Source organism: Reinekea marinisedimentorum, assembly GCF_004341165.1.
Taxonomy (GTDB): domain Bacteria; phylum Pseudomonadota; class Gammaproteobacteria; order Pseudomonadales; family Natronospirillaceae; genus Reinekea; species Reinekea marinisedimentorum.
In genome coordinates, this window is sequence record NZ_SLZR01000020.1 from 28593 (window position 1) to 43528 (window position 14936).

Sequence of the window (14936 nt, forward strand, 5' to 3'; positions counted from 1 at the left end):
GGTAATATGAAAATAGGAATATCATCTCCAATATCAAGAGCTGAGCTTCAAAGCCTATTGAAATCGCCAATTGACGAAATACCAGTTGGAATAGGCGGGACTTCGGTAAACTTGTTGATAAAGTCTTTAGTATCTCTTGGTCATGAAGTTATTGTGTATACGTTATCCCCAGATGTTAGCCAAAATAAGGTATTAAAAAATGGGAAGCTGACAATCTATTATGGCAGCTATACGCGAAAGTTTAGATTTATAGACTTCTTTCGTAAAGAAATTCATGACTTGGAAAAAATGATAGCAGAGGATCCGCCTGATATTATTCATGCCCACTGGACATATGAATTCGCTATCGCAGCTGTTAAAGCAAATGTCCCTCATGTGATAACAGTTCGAGACTGGGCACCATTAGTCTTGAAGACTGTGCCTCCATACTATTATCGATTCCCCCGTCTGCTTATGAATAACTGGGTTTTTTCAAAAGCTAAAAACATTGTTTCTAATTCATACTATATGAGTGAATTAATATCGCAGAAGTATTCAATTAAAACTCCAATCATTCCTAACCCTATGAACGATGAACTATTAAAAATGCCGGTAGCTGAGCGGATAGGCGAAGGTAAAAAAACATATATCGTCAGTGTTAATAATGGGTTTGATGATAGAAAAAACACAAAGGAGTTGCTTCGGGCATATTCGATTATTAGCTCAAAGATTAAGGATGTTGAGCTGTATCTTGTGGGTTTTGGCTATGAAAAAGGTGGAGATGCAGAACTTTGGGCTAGGAAAAATGAATTATATAGCGAGAACATATCTTTCTTAGGGCCATTAGACTATTCAGAAGTGATGAAGGTTATAAAGGAAGCAACCATTATGATCCACCCTTCAATAGAGGAGTCATTCGGTAATGTGCTTGTAGAGGCCATGGCGCTTTCTATACCCGTTATTGCAGGGAAGTCTAGTGGAGCTGTGCCATGGGTGCTTGGGTTTGGCAGTGCTGGTGTATTAACAGATATTACTGATGCTAACCAGATAGCCGAGAAAGCAATTGAGCTGATTACTGATAAAAGTAAGTATGAGGCGTTTCAAAAGTCAGGAATGTCCCATGCTATAGCCAATTTTGAATTAACAGAAGTTGGCAAGAAACACATAGATTTGTATGAATCCATATTGCAGAAAGGCAAGAGTAATCCAGATGTCCATATTTAATATAGCTTCATTCTTCCGTCGAGCCTGGAATAAAGTAATAACAATATATTGGAATTTTATAGTTCCTCTAAGGTTGAAAGCTATCGGTGTAGAGCTTGGCAAAAATGTAACATTCTATGGGATGCCTATAGTCACTAAGGAGAAGGGCGCTCGTATTTGTATTGGAGATAATGTCACTCTGTGTTCTGACTCAAGATTTACTGCACTGGGTGTAAATCACCCAGTTATCTTAAGAGCTATGAGATCTGGTGCTTTATTGTCGATAGGAAATAACTCCGGGTTAAGTGGTACTACGGTTTGTTCAGCAGAAAAGGTTTCAATTGGTAAAGAGTGTTTGATTGGTGCAAATGTAGTTATTGCAGATACGGACTTTCACCCAATTAAACCAGAAGGTCGGCGCTACAATAATGACCCGGATGACATTCAGGTAAACCCTGTAAATATTGGTGACAACATATTCATAGGAACAAATAGCATTGTTTTGAAAGGTGCATCTATTGGAGAAAATTCAATAATAGGAGCTGGTTCTTTAGTAAGGTCAGATGTTCCAGCGAATGAAATTTGGGCGGGCCAGCCAGCAAAACTAATTGGGACGCTTGATGATCAATAGCTACTTTGCAAAGTTCGAATCATTTGTGTTCGTCAGCGGCGTCATAGTTTTTTTATTTTTAACGGAAACTACAGCCGAAAGTATTGGAATAGATTCAGTTCTTTTACCCAAGACGTTTCTGGTTGCTTTATTTTGCTTTATAGCCTTTCTTAGAAAAGGCAGCATGTATTTTTCTGCTAATAAAAGTGAATTTTACATTGTATTCGTAGGTTTTTTCTGTCTCGCCATGAGAGTTTATGCAGATGGTTACAGTGGTTTTAAGTTAGCCTTTTTCTTCATCATATTTCCTCCTTTAATATCAGCTGCAATTCGGTTTCAGTATGAGAGGCGGGCCGTTACGCTAAGAAATTTACTGATATTATTTTACTTGATAGAGTGTTTCTTAGCTATCTATGAGCGTGCAGTCCAAGATCTTCTTTTCCCCTATTTTACCCCTGAAGATATTGTTGGTTATATTGATATTCAAACATGGCAGTTCAGGAGTAACTCTTTATTAGGTCACCCGCTAAACAACGCATTAATCGTTAGTACTTTCATTGGATTTATTTTAGCATCACATAACTTATCTATCTCTTCTAAGCTCGTTTTGTCGATAATTGGCTTTCTGTCTATCCTCTCTTTCAATGCTCGTGGGGCTGCCATTATGGGGGCTTTTAATATTTCATTGTTTATATTTAACCAAGTCAGAAAGCGTAAAGGCAATCCTCTCATATTGATCAGTTTTTTAGGATTTTCGGTTGTGTTAATTCTTACACTATTCTTCTCAATAATTCACTTTGATATAGGCGGCAGGCTATTTAATTCGCAACTTATAGATGCAAGTGCTCTAGCACGTATAGACTCACTTTTTGCTCTTAAATATCTCTCACCATTTGAGCTATTTTTTGGTGACCCATCTACGTATTCATACTTGACTTATAGAATCGGCGCAGCAGGTGTCGAAAACTCTTTAATTGTAATTATTCTTAGGTTTGGTGTCGTAATTGTACTGCCACTAGTTATATGTTGGTTTGGGTGGATAGTTAGCTTAATTTCAAATAATACTAGCATTGGTAAACTTCACATAATTACTTCATTTTTTGGTGTTGGAATGATGAATAATAGTTTGTCAAGCTTCGAACCCTGGGTGATGTTCGTTCTTTGTACTTATGCATTCGTCTATTCAAAGAGGGTGAAAGGTAAATTTGAGTAGGGTTGATTAAGTTGGATTTGAATGTAGAGGCTCTATCAAAGGAAGTTTAACTTAATATAACAGAATAGTATTTTACGTATATTTATAGAGGTTATATTGCTAATGAAAATTGCAGTTTTATTAACATGCTTCAATAGGCGACTAAAAACGATTAGTTGCTTAAAATCACTATACGATGCAAAGATTCCGGCAGGTTATGAGTTTGATGTTTACTTGGTAGATGATGGTTCCACAGATGGAACTAAACAAGCCGTTACCAGTGAATTTCCTAATGTAAAAGTAATAACCGGCAGCGGTGATCTCTATTGGAATCGCGGTATGGTTCTGGCGTGGGAGAGAGCTATAGCTCATGATGATTACGACTTTTATCTCTGGCTTAATGATGATGTCATTCTATACAACAGCTCACTGGAATGCCTGATAAGAGACCATAATAGAGAACCTAATTCAATAATATGTGGAAGTGTACAGTCTGGGAAAGACAAGCAGATCACCTATGGTGGTTCAATTCCAAGCGGGCCTAAGATAGTGCCAAATGGCGAGGCTCAAAAATGTATTGAGTTTAATGGGAACGTAGTTTTAGTCCCTAAATATGTTTACCAAAATATCGGAATACTAGACTCTGTTTATATTCATGCAATTGGAGATTTTGATTATGCTATGAGGGCATATCGTAAGAATATTAGTTCGTTCGTTGCTAGTGAATATGTTGGTACCTGCGAAAGTCACGATTCTGCTCCAGCATGGTGTTTGCCCGAAACCAATATTTTTAAGCGAGTTAAATCACTTTATTCCCCACTAGGTAATTCACATCCATATTACTTTTTTATATATGAGAAAAGAAACTTTGGTATTGGCACTGCGGTTAAGCATTATGTATCAATACATTTGAGGTTACTGTTTCCTGTTGTTTGGAATTGGCGTAAAACCTCATGGTGATTTTGCATGTATAAGGGGGTAGTAATTTGAGTATTCACGATTTTATAAATAGTAACCTTAATTCTACAGATATGGATATAAGTGAAGTATCGGAGGCAATTATAGATATAGTTGATAGTGGTAAGCCTTCTATGATTGCGAGGTTCGGTTCCGTAGAAATTAAGGGCGTTCTTTACCCTATGATGCCAACTTTAATTAGAGCCATCTTTAAGAATCGTGTATTTAACTCAATGTATAATAACGCAGGTTTCTTTTCTATTTCTGATGAAGAAGTCGGGCAATTTTCATCGATTATGATAGAAGATATGAAACAATTGGATGTACTAGGATCATGGAGGTTAGAAGAAAAGCTTCTTAATAAGAACTATCCTAACGCAACGAAAGTAAAACTAAGCTATCTAGAACCTTATCTTTCTTTGAAGCCTTGGTCTCAAAGCTTAGTAGGAAAGAAAGTTCTAGTTGTGCATCCATTTAATAAAACTATCGAGCAGCAGTACTATTCAAATCGAGCTCATTTGTTCAGTGATAAGAATGTCTTGCCTGAATTTAGATCTCTGAAAGTAGTAAAGGCGGTGCAAACTATAGCGGGTACTAAGTCTGAGTTTGCTAATTGGTTTGAAGCTTTAGATTTCATGAAAAGCAGTATAGATGTGATAGATTATGATGTAGCTATATTAGGCTGCGGTGCATACGGCTTTCCTCTAGCTGCTCATATTAAGCGAATGGGCAAGACAGCAATTCACCTTGGTGGGGCAACCCAAATCCTCTTTGGTATAAAAGGGAAGCGTTGGGATAATCACCCTGTTATAAGCTCTCTCTACAATGACTATTGGGTTCGGCCTTCCAGTGAAGATATCCCCACACAGGCAGATAAAGTTGAGCAAGGCTGCTATTGGTAACAGTTTCACTAATGAAAATTTCAAAAGTGAGTGATATGAACATGAATTCTAGTAGTACTCCTTTAGTTGTCGTCGTTTTCAATAGGCCAGATCATGCGCGCGCATTACGTAGGTTGCTAGTTGATCAGGAAAGTCGTGACCTGTACGTAATAGTCGATGGGCCAAGAGGTAGTAAGGTAGGTGAACGTGCGCTTGTTGAGGAGTGCGTATCAATTTTTAAGGATTGGCCGGGGCAGGTTCAGTTTAATATTTCAGATAAAAACCTAGGATGCAAAGTTCGAATATCTACTGGGCTTGATTGGGTATTTGAAAGAACTGAGCGAGCCATCATTCTAGAAGACGATTTATCTCCCTCTCCTATGTTTTTTAAATACTGTGATGAAATGTTGGAGGCTTACGCTGATTCACCAGAGGTCATGTCTGTGTGTGGCACAAAAACTTACCCTGGAGTAATTGAACAAAGCCAGTACTTCTTTTCAACCTATAATAATTGTTGGGGATGGGCTACTTGGAGAAGAGCTTGGACTCACTATAGTGATAATTTTGGATATCTTTCGAGCTTTCAACTTATTAGAACCCTAAAAGGTATTCTGGGAAGTTATCGTGCGGGTTTTTACTGGTTTATTCTTTATCAAATGGTTGTAACCGGTAAACGGAGCTCCTGGGCATACTGCTGGATGATAACTTGCTTCTTAAAAGGCGGTCTTCACGTGTATCCTGCTTCAAACTTGGTAGTAAATAATGGCTTCGGTGCGGATTCTACTCATACATCGATTACTGAGCCCTATATGCCGCGGGTTTATGGCCGCGATCTATCATTTCCAGTTCTGTCTTCTCATGTAGAAAAGGTAGCTTTTGCTTTAGCAGATACATGGATTGAAGATAACATTTATAGTAAATCCGTTGGCGTTAGGCTGGAGTGGTTAAAGCGGCGATTGTTTAAGAATCAAGATTAAGTGCCCTATGAAAAATACTATTGCAGAATCAACGAATGTCAGGCCTGGAACCAACCCGATTATTTTTAAAGCTAGGCTGGTCTTAAACTCAATTCGTAGCTTTATGTTTATTAATTTTCGTTGTCGTTGGGTTAAAACAGAAGGAATGTTAAGAATTCCATGGTCAGTTGATGTTTGGGCTCCTCACAAAGATGTGACCTTCGGTCATAGAGTTCAGTTAGGTAAGAATAGTCTTATTCAGTGCGATATTCATTTTGCTAATGATATTTTGGTGGCTAGAAACGTTGCTTTTGTAGGGCGAGATGATCACCGGTTTGATGCTCTCGGGAGAACCATATGGGATTCTCCTAGGGGAGATAGCTATAAAACCTATGTTGAAGATGATGTTTGGATTGGGCATGGCGCAATTATTATTGCCGGCGTTAGGATTGGAAAGGGGGCTATAGTTGCCGCAGGGTCAGTTTTAACAAAAGATGTAGAGCCATATTCTATCGTAGCCGGTAACCCGGCAAGAGAGATTAAAAAGCGATTTAGTGCCGATGAAATAGTATCCCATGAAATTATGTTGGCTGATGGTCACAACAAGAAATAGCCGTTTCAATATTGTTTGAAATCTTTGTCATAACTTTTTTAGGCGATTATCGTTCATTATTTTGATTTGAGTTTGTACGTCGCTCGTAGTTTTTGGGACTAATGTCAAAATTAGACGTAAACCGTAGTCAGTTATTAGAGCTCTAATATGTATTTTGTAGAAGAGTGCTTTGATATCCAGATCTCACTACTTATCTTCGGCAGCTTAGGATCTTTGATAACATTTTATTGAGGAGTAGCTTGGAATAAAGAGTCTTTTAAAATAAATCTGAACTAATTTATCTTAAGTTAATTTTTTTGTATGGCTTGATTTCCAATCAGACAAACCAAAAAAACATGCCTATGCTTGATTCGCTCGAATTAAACTATATTAGTGAAAGTTTTGGAAGATTATGCGGAGCTATTATAAATTATTATTTCTGAGCTTTGTAATGGTTAGGTACCCATAATGGAAAACCAGTATAAAGGTTAGCAATACGGTCAATATTAGCATTATATAAATACCAAGCTCTCTACCAGAAATGTCCGTAAGTGTTAAATTATTCAGAAGCCATGGGCTTCCGCCGATATTCAATGAGATAAATAGAGAATAAACGAGAATTGGGATGTACGTAAGCCCTAGCGTGGCTAATATTTTTGGTGCGCTGATTTTAATATTTCTATTACACGAAAGAATGAATATCAAAAAAGAGCTTGCTATTGCAAAAAAGATTACTTCTGAGAACGCATGCCTAGGGTTTATAAAAAAGTAGGGTGTTGTTAAAAGGCTGTAGTAACCAGCAGAAAAAATGAAAGACTTGCCAATTAATTCCCAGGTTCTTATTTTTTTTGAGTGATAGTAAGCTAAAGCAATAACGCCAGCTGAGCCTAGCATGAAAAGTCTTATAATAGTCGGGTATTCATCTAGTGTTTGGAGTTGAATAGTTTTAATAATGATGCCGTTTAAGAATAGGATATTTATTAGAAAGAAAGTATCTTCGTTTAATATGGTCATATGCGCGAAAATTTTTTTTTGTAGTAACGAGGCAGTAATTGCGCCAATAAGCAATCCAACAGAGTTGCAAATAATATCCCAATATTGGCTATATCTATCTCCTATGGTAAGTTGAATTGATTCAATTAAGCTGCTTAATAATATGCCGAAAATAAAGTAAGTAATCAGATTTTTAGGTTTGAATCGTTTTGAACTGAGTACGCCAAAAAAACCTAAGGGGAGCATTAATAGTATGTTTTGTAAAATGTCCCGCAAATTATATTTCCAAGAAAACTCCGTTACCTGGTTAGGTTTAAATTCAAAAGGCGACAGTGTATAAACAAGAATACAAACTAAACTGTACAAAGCCCAGTACATGAAAGTCTTTTGAATTTGTTTTTCTATATTTTTTGTTTCTGTGCTCATGGATTTTTTTATGCACTAATAAATTGTTTAGGCATGGCTAAGATACTTTGCACTCTATCAGGGCTGAAGTGCTTTTCTAATAGAGATACGCCGGTGTCGAAGTCTGGCGCTCGGGATGTTAAGTTGTGGCAATCCGTTGCGATCATGCTGTTCGGGTAGCTTTCCAGCAGCTTTAAAGAGAAGGCTTTGGCTTCATCGCCAAACTTGCCGCTTAGGCTGGCGGCGGTAATCTGTACCGGGCAACCAAGGTCTAAAAAGGGATGCAGCTTTTTGGGGTGGTCGGTAAAGGTACGGTTCCTTTCCGGGTGTACGATGATGGGCAGGTAACCCTTTTGCATTAAAAACTTCACCAGGTTATCGCTGCCAAATGGCACATCGTAAGCGGGGAACTCTAACAAAAAGGTTTTTCTGCCCAGGTATTCGCCTAGCAGAGGTATCTCATCGTTATCCAGCAGGGCGATTATTTCTGGGCCAATTCTAACCTCGGCCGCTAACTTCAGGTTAATGCCAATCTTCAGGTTTTCAACAACGGCTTTAAAGGCGTTGAACTTCTTTTCCAGGTCGGTTTTATTGTTGTTGAACTTCCCTGGCTGAATATGCGGGGTTAATACCTGAGTCGAGACCCCGCTTTTTACTGCTGTGCGCAGCATACTCAGGGCCATATCCAGCGTTTTAGCGCCATCGTCTACACTCGGCAGAATATGGCTGTGAATATCAATCATTTGCCGGCCTGCACCCTTAGGAAGATGTCGCTTCGTTGCCGTAGTACTCGCCCGCGTAGTAGTGCGAGCCGTAGTAACTCATCTTCTTCGGTTCAACAACGCTCAGTACGGCACCAATGATATTGGCATTGTGGCTTTGCAACCTGTCTATCGCTTCTTTAGAGGCTTTAATGGCTGTTTCGTTCGCCTTCACGGCCAGTATGACGCCATCGACTTTGTTGGCAAGTATGCAAGAATCACTCACCGGCAGGGTAGGCGGGGCATCGATGATGATATGGCTATATTGGTTGCTTAAGGTACTCAATAGTTTGCTGAACTTTTCAGATGAAATGAGTTCCTGCGGGCTGGGTGGCTGTGAGCCACAGGTAAGAATGGTTAGGTTGCCTATTGTTGAAGTAATGCTTTCTTCTAACGGTTTGGTAGAAAGCATTAAATCGGTAAAGCCCTTTTTCTCTTTTAGCTTCAGGTAGTGGGCGATGCTGGGCTTGCGTAAATCCAGCTCCAGCAATAGGGTTTTACCCTGTTGGCTAAAGGCTGCCGCCAGGTTAATTGATAAGGTGGTTTTACCTTCCGAACCGGTCGCAGATGTCACCAGAATAGTTTTTGGTGGCGAATCGATATTAGAAAACTGCAAGCCGGTACGAATGGTATTAATGTTCTCTGAAAACGGGCTGCGCATGTTTTCCAGGTATTGCATTTGCGGCGGAGCATTGCGTTTACCCTTCTGCACTTTAGGGGAAATACCCAAAGAAGGAACGCCGAGTTTGTCTTCAATATCGGAAGGGGTTTTAAAGGTGTTATCCAGCGCATCTCTTAAGAATACGATGGCAATACCAATAAACAGGCCAATAATGCCAGATAACGCAATAATCAGCTTGGTGTTGGGTGCAAACGGTGCGTCAGGTGTGGTTGCGGAATCCAGTATTTGCACATTAGACCCGGTATATTCACTGCGCAGGTTGGCTTCTAACAGGCTCGACTGGAAGTTTTCATAAACGGTGCGGTTGTTCTCTACTTCTCTTTCCAGGCTGACCAGGGTTAAGTTTTTATCCTGTAAGCCTTGAATGTTGCGCTGTTGTTCGTTGATCAGGTTTTTGATGTTGCTTACCTGAACCTGTGCCAGCCGGTAATTCTTTTCAATGTTTTCGACCACTTTTGCAACTTCAGCATCGGTGTTCTTAATGGCACTGGCCAGTTCAGATTTTGCCTTAATCATGGTTGGGTGGCGTTCACCATACCGTTCAGAGAGTTCATTCACCTGTTGAAGTTGGCGCGCCTGAATCTGCATTCTGTCTTGTACGCTGTTGTTAGAAATAACCGCGCTGATGGAGTAAAGGTCGCTGGCATCTGCGCCCTGAATTGCAAGGTACTCTTCTTCAATAGAGCTCAGCTGGGTTTGTGCTCTTATCAGCTCGGTGTTTAGCGTTTGCAGCTGGGAATTCACCACACGTTCCTGTTGTGCGGTGTCTACCAGGCCATTTTCGGCGGTGTATTTGGTTAGGCGGTCTTCAGAATCTCTCAGTTGTTGCTCTAGTTCTTCATACTGGTCGCTCAGCCACGAGCCGGTATTTCTAAACTCGGCCAGGCGGGCATCCAGACCAAACTGGATGTAGGTTTCGGCTATGGCGTTTACTACCTCGGTAGCCAGCTCTGGGTCTTCATTGGAATAGCTAATGTTGATAATTTGGCTTTGGGTACCGCCGGAAACATTAAGGTTTGCCTGAATGCTTTTCGCAATAGCAACCCTAAGCTGATCATCAGTCGGTTCTTTCTTCTCTTCGGTCGTTTCTTCCACAGAGCCAAGCAGAGCTTTAATTTCGGTTTTAACGGTGGCGATGGTTTGCTCTACAAAACTCTTTTCTTCTGCGGCCTGTGCGGCTTGTTTTTCTTTATAGAGTGTTATCAGGTCTAGTTTATCGACAACCTTTTCAGCCACATTGCGCGAACCGATAATTTCGTACTGTGTTTCGTAAAACAGCAGCACAAGCGCGGTGGCAAGGTATTGCTCGGTATTGCTTGCGTTAGATTCCAGCGGCGAAGCCTTAACCGTGGCGGTAGCGCGGTAAACAGGCGTTGAAGAGAAGGCAACATAGCCGCCAATCAGCAGGCAAAGAAGGGTAATGGCAGCGATGCCCCAAATATTGCGTATAAGCAGGCTGATATAGGCCGAAAGATCAATCACTTCTTCCGAAGGGGTGGCTCTTATAAAGCTCTCATTGCCTGCAACCGGCTGTCTGAAGGTTTTGTCCGTTATTGGCTGGTTCATATGATTGTCCATAATTCGATAAACAGGTTTTAAAAGAAGCTTTCGCTCACAGTAATGATATCGCCAGGGCTCACAGGTTCGTTTAATGAAACCTTTTCTGATTCTTCCTGGTCATCTTCACTGATTAATCGGATGTTTTTGCGCGAGGCTCTTTCTGTAAAGCCTCCGGCCAGCGTGATTGCTTTTTCAACCGTTAGCCCCTTTCTGTAAGGGTAACTGCCCGGTTTAACCACTTCGCCATTAATATAAAAAGGCCGGTATTCTGCAATAGAGACGGTGACGTTAGGTTTCTTTAAGTAGCCATCGAGTAATAAGGACGCGATCTTTTGTTCAATTTGCAGTGTCGTTAAACCTTCAACCACAACCTGACCCAGCAGCGGTAACGAAACAGTGCCTTCGTTGCTTATCCGCGCTTCATTTACGTCTAAATCGGGCTCGTTAAATACGGTGATGGAGATGATATCGTCTGAGGATAAACGGTATTCATATTCTTCTGCTGAAGCTCCGACGGCAGCCCCAAAGCAGGAAAAAATCATAAGTGTTATCAACAAGTACTGCAGGGTGATGTTATTAACCCTATATGAAGAGAATATGTTATTCATCGTGAAAGTTAACCTACTTAAATCCATGTAAAGTCCAGTTATTCAAATTTGGTCTGCAAAGAAAGTGCCACGCTATTTGAAGTGTACGCGTACTCATCGTAGTTGGAATCCCTCTGCTGGTAGTCGTATGCCAGGCTCACTTCTAACCAGGTTGATAAAGAGTGCGTTAGGTTGATTGCGAGATCATGACTGTTATCCGTTCTGTCTGAAATCTCGTATGTATCGTACTGATATTCAATGCCAACGTTGAGTCGATGTGTAAACTCGTGACTCAGCTCTAAAGAATAAAAATTGCTGACATAGCCACTATAACCTTCCAGGGCCGATTCCTGATTCTCGCGGCCTGCGGTGAGCGTTACTGTAGAGTAAGTGTTTGGCCGCCAGATCATATCCAGCGAGTAGTAAAGGTTGGTAATTTCTGAAAAGTAATCGGCGTCGTAGTTTTTATCCTGATAACCCAGCTTAAAAACGCCGGTGGTTTTATTGGCAAGGTCCCACTCTATACCGCCTAGGTAGAGGTAATTATTACTGCTTTGATCGCTGGCGCCAGAGGTATCAATGTAGTTGTAATCGGCCAGCGTTACTTCCAGAAAAGTGCGCGTTTTTGGTGCCACTCGGTAGTAAAAAGCCGCCGTAAAGGCGTTTAGGTTTACATCCCGGTAGGTCTGGTCTGAATCGTCGAAGCGCTTTTGGCTGTATTTGTAGCTGCCAACAATCTGCCCCACGCTGTCGCTTGTTCCATACTTTAATGTTGCCGATGCACCACTTTGGTCATAAAAAACAAAGTCATCTAAGGTATTGGTCGAAGCATTGGTTGTGCCGGGCGATTCTTTATTTTGCTGGTGTGTGAGCCCCAGTTCTAAATTGATGCGCTGAGAGTGATCGTAAATAAACTCTGAGCCTATAGTGTGAAGGATGTAATTCAATTCATCGTAATCAGCGTAGGCGGTATATTCGCCTTCATAGCCTGCGGTGAGCTGGTGTTTACCAAAATATTTTAGGGCGGCAACCTCTGGCGTAAGCGATAACGAATTATCACCAACGGCAGACGATTGATTGAAAATATTGTCTTCGTGAAGGGCGGTTAAACCAATGTTATAGCCTATGTTTTGCTGATCTTGCCCGAACAGGCAAGAACTTGAAAACATAATAGAAGACGAAATAAAAGCAACGAGAGAATGCTTTTTGAAATGCCCCTGCTTTTTCCTAAAACAAGAAGTCACAACTTAATATTCCTGTTATGTAATTCCTTTACGTACAGAGTATGCCAAAAACCAATCCCGAAGCAATGCGTGCTACCGATTAGTCTGTAATTTAAACAGAGCCAGTTAACGCTTTTACAAGGTTCTTTGTTGCTGCGCCGCCATTTGATTCGCGTAGTTTAAAGCAACCTGCAGTGAGCCCGGGTTGGCTTTGCCGGTGCCGGCTAAATCGAGCGCGGTACCGTGATCAACCGAGGTACGAATAAACGGCAGCCCCAGGGTAATGTTCACCGCGTTGCCGAAGCCTTTGTACTTTAAAACGGGTAGGCCCTGGTCGTGATACATCGCCAGAACGGCATCGGCCTTTTCCAGGTAGTGCGGCTGGAACAGGGTATCGGCCGGTAATGGCCCTTGCGTTTCAATGCCTTCGTTCGCCAGCTGTTGCAGTGCCGGAATAATGGTGTCGATTTCTTCCATACCCAGGTGGCCATCTTCGCCAGCATGCGGGTTCAGCCCGGTGACCAGAATGTTGGGTTTTTCACAACCAAACTGGTTGATCAGCGAGCGGTGCAGAATGCGGCTGACACGCTTAATTTTATCGCCGGTAATGGCCGCGCTTACGTCTTTTAGCGGCAAGTGAGTGGTCACTAATGCAACGCGCAGCCCTTCGGTGGCGAGCATCATAACCACTTCTTCCGTGCGGCTGTTGTCGCGCAGGTATTCGGTATGGCCGGTAAAGGCCAGGCCGCTGTCGTTGATAATGCCTTTGTGCACCGGGCCGGTGACAATGGCCGATGCCTTGTTGCTCAGCGCCAGTTTTATCGCCTTATCCAGCATCGTTATAACGTAAGCGCCATTGGCTTTGTTCAACACGCCGGGTACAACTTCGGCTTGTAATGGAATATCCAGAACGGCCAGTGTGTTGGCTTCAACTTTAAGCTGCGCTAAATCGTCTTCTGAAACCGCGCGGATGGTAATGCCCAGCCCCAGCTGCTTTGCTCTTTCAGCAAACAGTGCCAAATTACCAATAACGGCCGTAGGCTTATCAAAGCCTTGAGCGGCCTGCATCAGTACAATATCGGGCCCAATTCCGGCGGGTTCGCCGGAAGTAATAACGATGGGGGCAGGTTTAACGGTACTCAACAAAAGACTCCGCCAGCAGTTCGGTTTTCCAGCGCTCCAGTGCTTCGGTGTAGCGTGCCTGCCCCAGTTGGGCGCGAATCTGTTGGCGAATCACATCAACGCTAACATCGCGCACTCGGCTGTCTTCAACCCGCAGAATATGGAAGCCATAAGGCGAGCGGAACACCTCAGAAACCTCGCCAACCGGGGTTGCTTTTACCTCATCGGAAAACTCAGCAACGTAGGCATCCAGCGTGCTCCAGTCGAGCAGACCACCGCGGCCTTTGGTGCCTTCATCCTGGCTGTATTCATCGGCAAGGTCTGCCATCGATTCACCGGCCAGAATCTTTTCGCGCAGCTCTGTAAGCAGGCTTTGCGCCGCCTGTTCGTCAAAAACGATATCGGTTTGAATCAGAATATGACGGATCGCAAACTCTTCAACGTTGATCGATTGGGCTTCGGTTTTATCCACCAGTTGTGCCATATGCAGCGCGCCGTTCTTTTCAATCAACACGGCTTCTTTATCTTTCAGTACCGGAACCAGCGTACGGAAAATAGAGGGGACTTCCTCCAGTTGGCGAAGGCCCAAATCGCGTGCGTCTTCTTCGCTGAGCAGGGGCGTGCCGGCATTCACTTTTTTCAGCAGGGCATTGGCCTGTTCTTTTTCGGTCAGCTCAAAGCGCTTGTAAGCCAATTGGTATTCGGTTTCGGTGAATGACTGACCGGATTGGGTCGCCATAAAGCGATCAATCTCGGCATCGGAAACGTAAACCTGACGGGCAACCAGCTTTTGCTGCAGTTCATTCAGTGTCAGCTCGGTTGTGATCTGTTTGCGAACATCCGCTTCTGCCAGGCCATTGGCCTTCATGGCCTGGTAAAACTGAGCCGTGGTGAGTTTTTGTCGCTTGGCGATGTTGCTGATGGCGGCATCGATTTTCTGGTCAGAAATGGTGATTTTACCTTTTTCCGCCAGCTGCATTTGCAGTGATTCCAGAATCAGTGCATCCAGAATCTGCTGTTGCAGAACGTCGTCCGCGGGCATGCGTCGTGCTGCAGCCTTGTACTGATCTTTAATGTAGGCAGTGCGCTGATCCAGCTCCTGCTGAGTGACGATGTCATCGTTAACAACAACAATGATGCGATCGAGCGGTTTGGCAACAGCCAGCGCGCCGGTAATTAAAAGGCTGCTTACTAAAGCAGCTTTGAGCAGGGACAGTTTTGTCATGTTTTTTA

The 14936-nt window shown here is 42.5% G+C and carries 14 protein-coding genes; 7 read left to right on the forward strand and 7 right to left on the reverse strand.

The genetic code is table 11. The features are described from left to right. The first annotated feature begins 6 nt into the window (after positions 1–6). The 7 genes from BCF53_RS16645 (at position 7) to BCF53_RS19585 (ending at position 6391) form a co-directional block, all read left to right on the forward strand. Complete coding sequence (locus BCF53_RS16645) at positions 7–1203, forward strand: glycosyltransferase family 4 protein (RefSeq protein ID WP_132703439.1); 1197 nt, start codon at positions 7–9, stop codon at positions 1201–1203. Beyond that, positions 1190–1813, forward strand: a complete 624-nt coding sequence (locus BCF53_RS16650; RefSeq protein WP_165901958.1) for an acyltransferase — start codon at positions 1190–1192, stop codon at positions 1811–1813. Before BCF53_RS16645 ends, BCF53_RS16650 begins: the two co-directional genes overlap by 14 nt. Beyond that, positions 1803–3005, forward strand: coding sequence for a hypothetical protein (locus BCF53_RS16655; protein WP_132703443.1), 1203 nt, complete (start codon positions 1803–1805; stop codon positions 3003–3005). Before BCF53_RS16650 ends, BCF53_RS16655 begins: the two co-directional genes overlap by 11 nt. Before the next feature lie 102 nt (positions 3006–3107). Continuing rightward, positions 3108–3944 carry a glycosyltransferase family 2 protein gene (locus BCF53_RS16660; RefSeq protein ID WP_132703445.1) on the forward strand — a complete coding sequence of 279 codons (837 nt, stop codon included), beginning with the start codon at positions 3108–3110 and terminating at the stop codon, positions 3942–3944. Between the two features lie 26 nt (positions 3945–3970). Further along, positions 3971–4843: a hypothetical protein gene (locus BCF53_RS16665; protein WP_132703447.1), complete on the forward strand. Its 873-nt coding sequence runs from the start codon at positions 3971–3973 to the stop codon at positions 4841–4843. 11 nt (positions 4844–4854) lie between these two features. Further along, complete coding sequence (locus BCF53_RS16670) at positions 4855–5799, forward strand: hypothetical protein (protein WP_132703449.1); 945 nt, start codon at positions 4855–4857, stop codon at positions 5797–5799. Positions 5800–5806: 7 nt separating this feature from the next. Continuing rightward, positions 5807–6391 (forward strand): DapH/DapD/GlmU-related protein, encoded by a 585-nt coding sequence (locus tag BCF53_RS19585; protein WP_132703451.1) that lies wholly within the window; start codon positions 5807–5809, stop codon positions 6389–6391. A gap of 402 nt (positions 6392–6793) precedes the next feature. Here BCF53_RS19585 and BCF53_RS16680 read toward each other — a convergent pair whose 3' ends face one another. The 7 genes from BCF53_RS16680 to BCF53_RS16710 form a co-directional block, all read right to left on the reverse strand. Beyond that, a complete protein-coding gene (locus BCF53_RS16680; RefSeq protein ID WP_132703453.1) occupies positions 6794–7789 on the reverse strand; it encodes a VanZ family protein in 996 nt (331 codons plus the stop codon). Between the two features lie 8 nt (positions 7790–7797). After that, a complete protein-coding gene (locus BCF53_RS16685; protein ID WP_132703455.1) occupies positions 7798–8511 on the reverse strand; it encodes a tyrosine-protein phosphatase in 714 nt (237 codons plus the stop codon). 16 nt (positions 8512–8527) lie between these two features. Continuing rightward, positions 8528–10777, reverse strand: a complete 2250-nt coding sequence (locus BCF53_RS16690; RefSeq protein ID WP_165901959.1) for a GumC family protein — start codon at positions 10775–10777, stop codon at positions 8528–8530. Between the two features lie 29 nt (positions 10778–10806). Beyond that, complete coding sequence (locus tag BCF53_RS16695) at positions 10807–11406, reverse strand: polysaccharide biosynthesis/export family protein (protein WP_243645855.1); 600 nt, start codon at positions 11404–11406, stop codon at positions 10807–10809. A gap of 11 nt (positions 11407–11417) precedes the next feature. Continuing rightward, positions 11418–12527, reverse strand: coding sequence for an outer membrane beta-barrel protein (locus BCF53_RS16700; RefSeq protein ID WP_132703459.1), 1110 nt, complete (start codon positions 12525–12527; stop codon positions 11418–11420). A gap of 189 nt (positions 12528–12716) precedes the next feature. Then, positions 12717–13724 carry a 4-hydroxythreonine-4-phosphate dehydrogenase PdxA gene (gene pdxA / locus BCF53_RS16705; RefSeq protein WP_132703461.1) on the reverse strand — a complete coding sequence of 336 codons (1008 nt, stop codon included), beginning with the start codon at positions 13722–13724 and terminating at the stop codon, positions 12717–12719. Continuing rightward, the gene (locus tag BCF53_RS16710; RefSeq protein WP_132703463.1) at positions 13711–14928 is read right to left on the reverse strand and encodes a peptidylprolyl isomerase; all 1218 of its coding nucleotides are present in this window, start codon (positions 14926–14928) and stop codon (positions 13711–13713) included. The genes pdxA and BCF53_RS16710 overlap by 14 nt, the downstream gene beginning before the upstream one ends. Between the last annotated feature and the right edge of the window lie 8 nt (positions 14929–14936).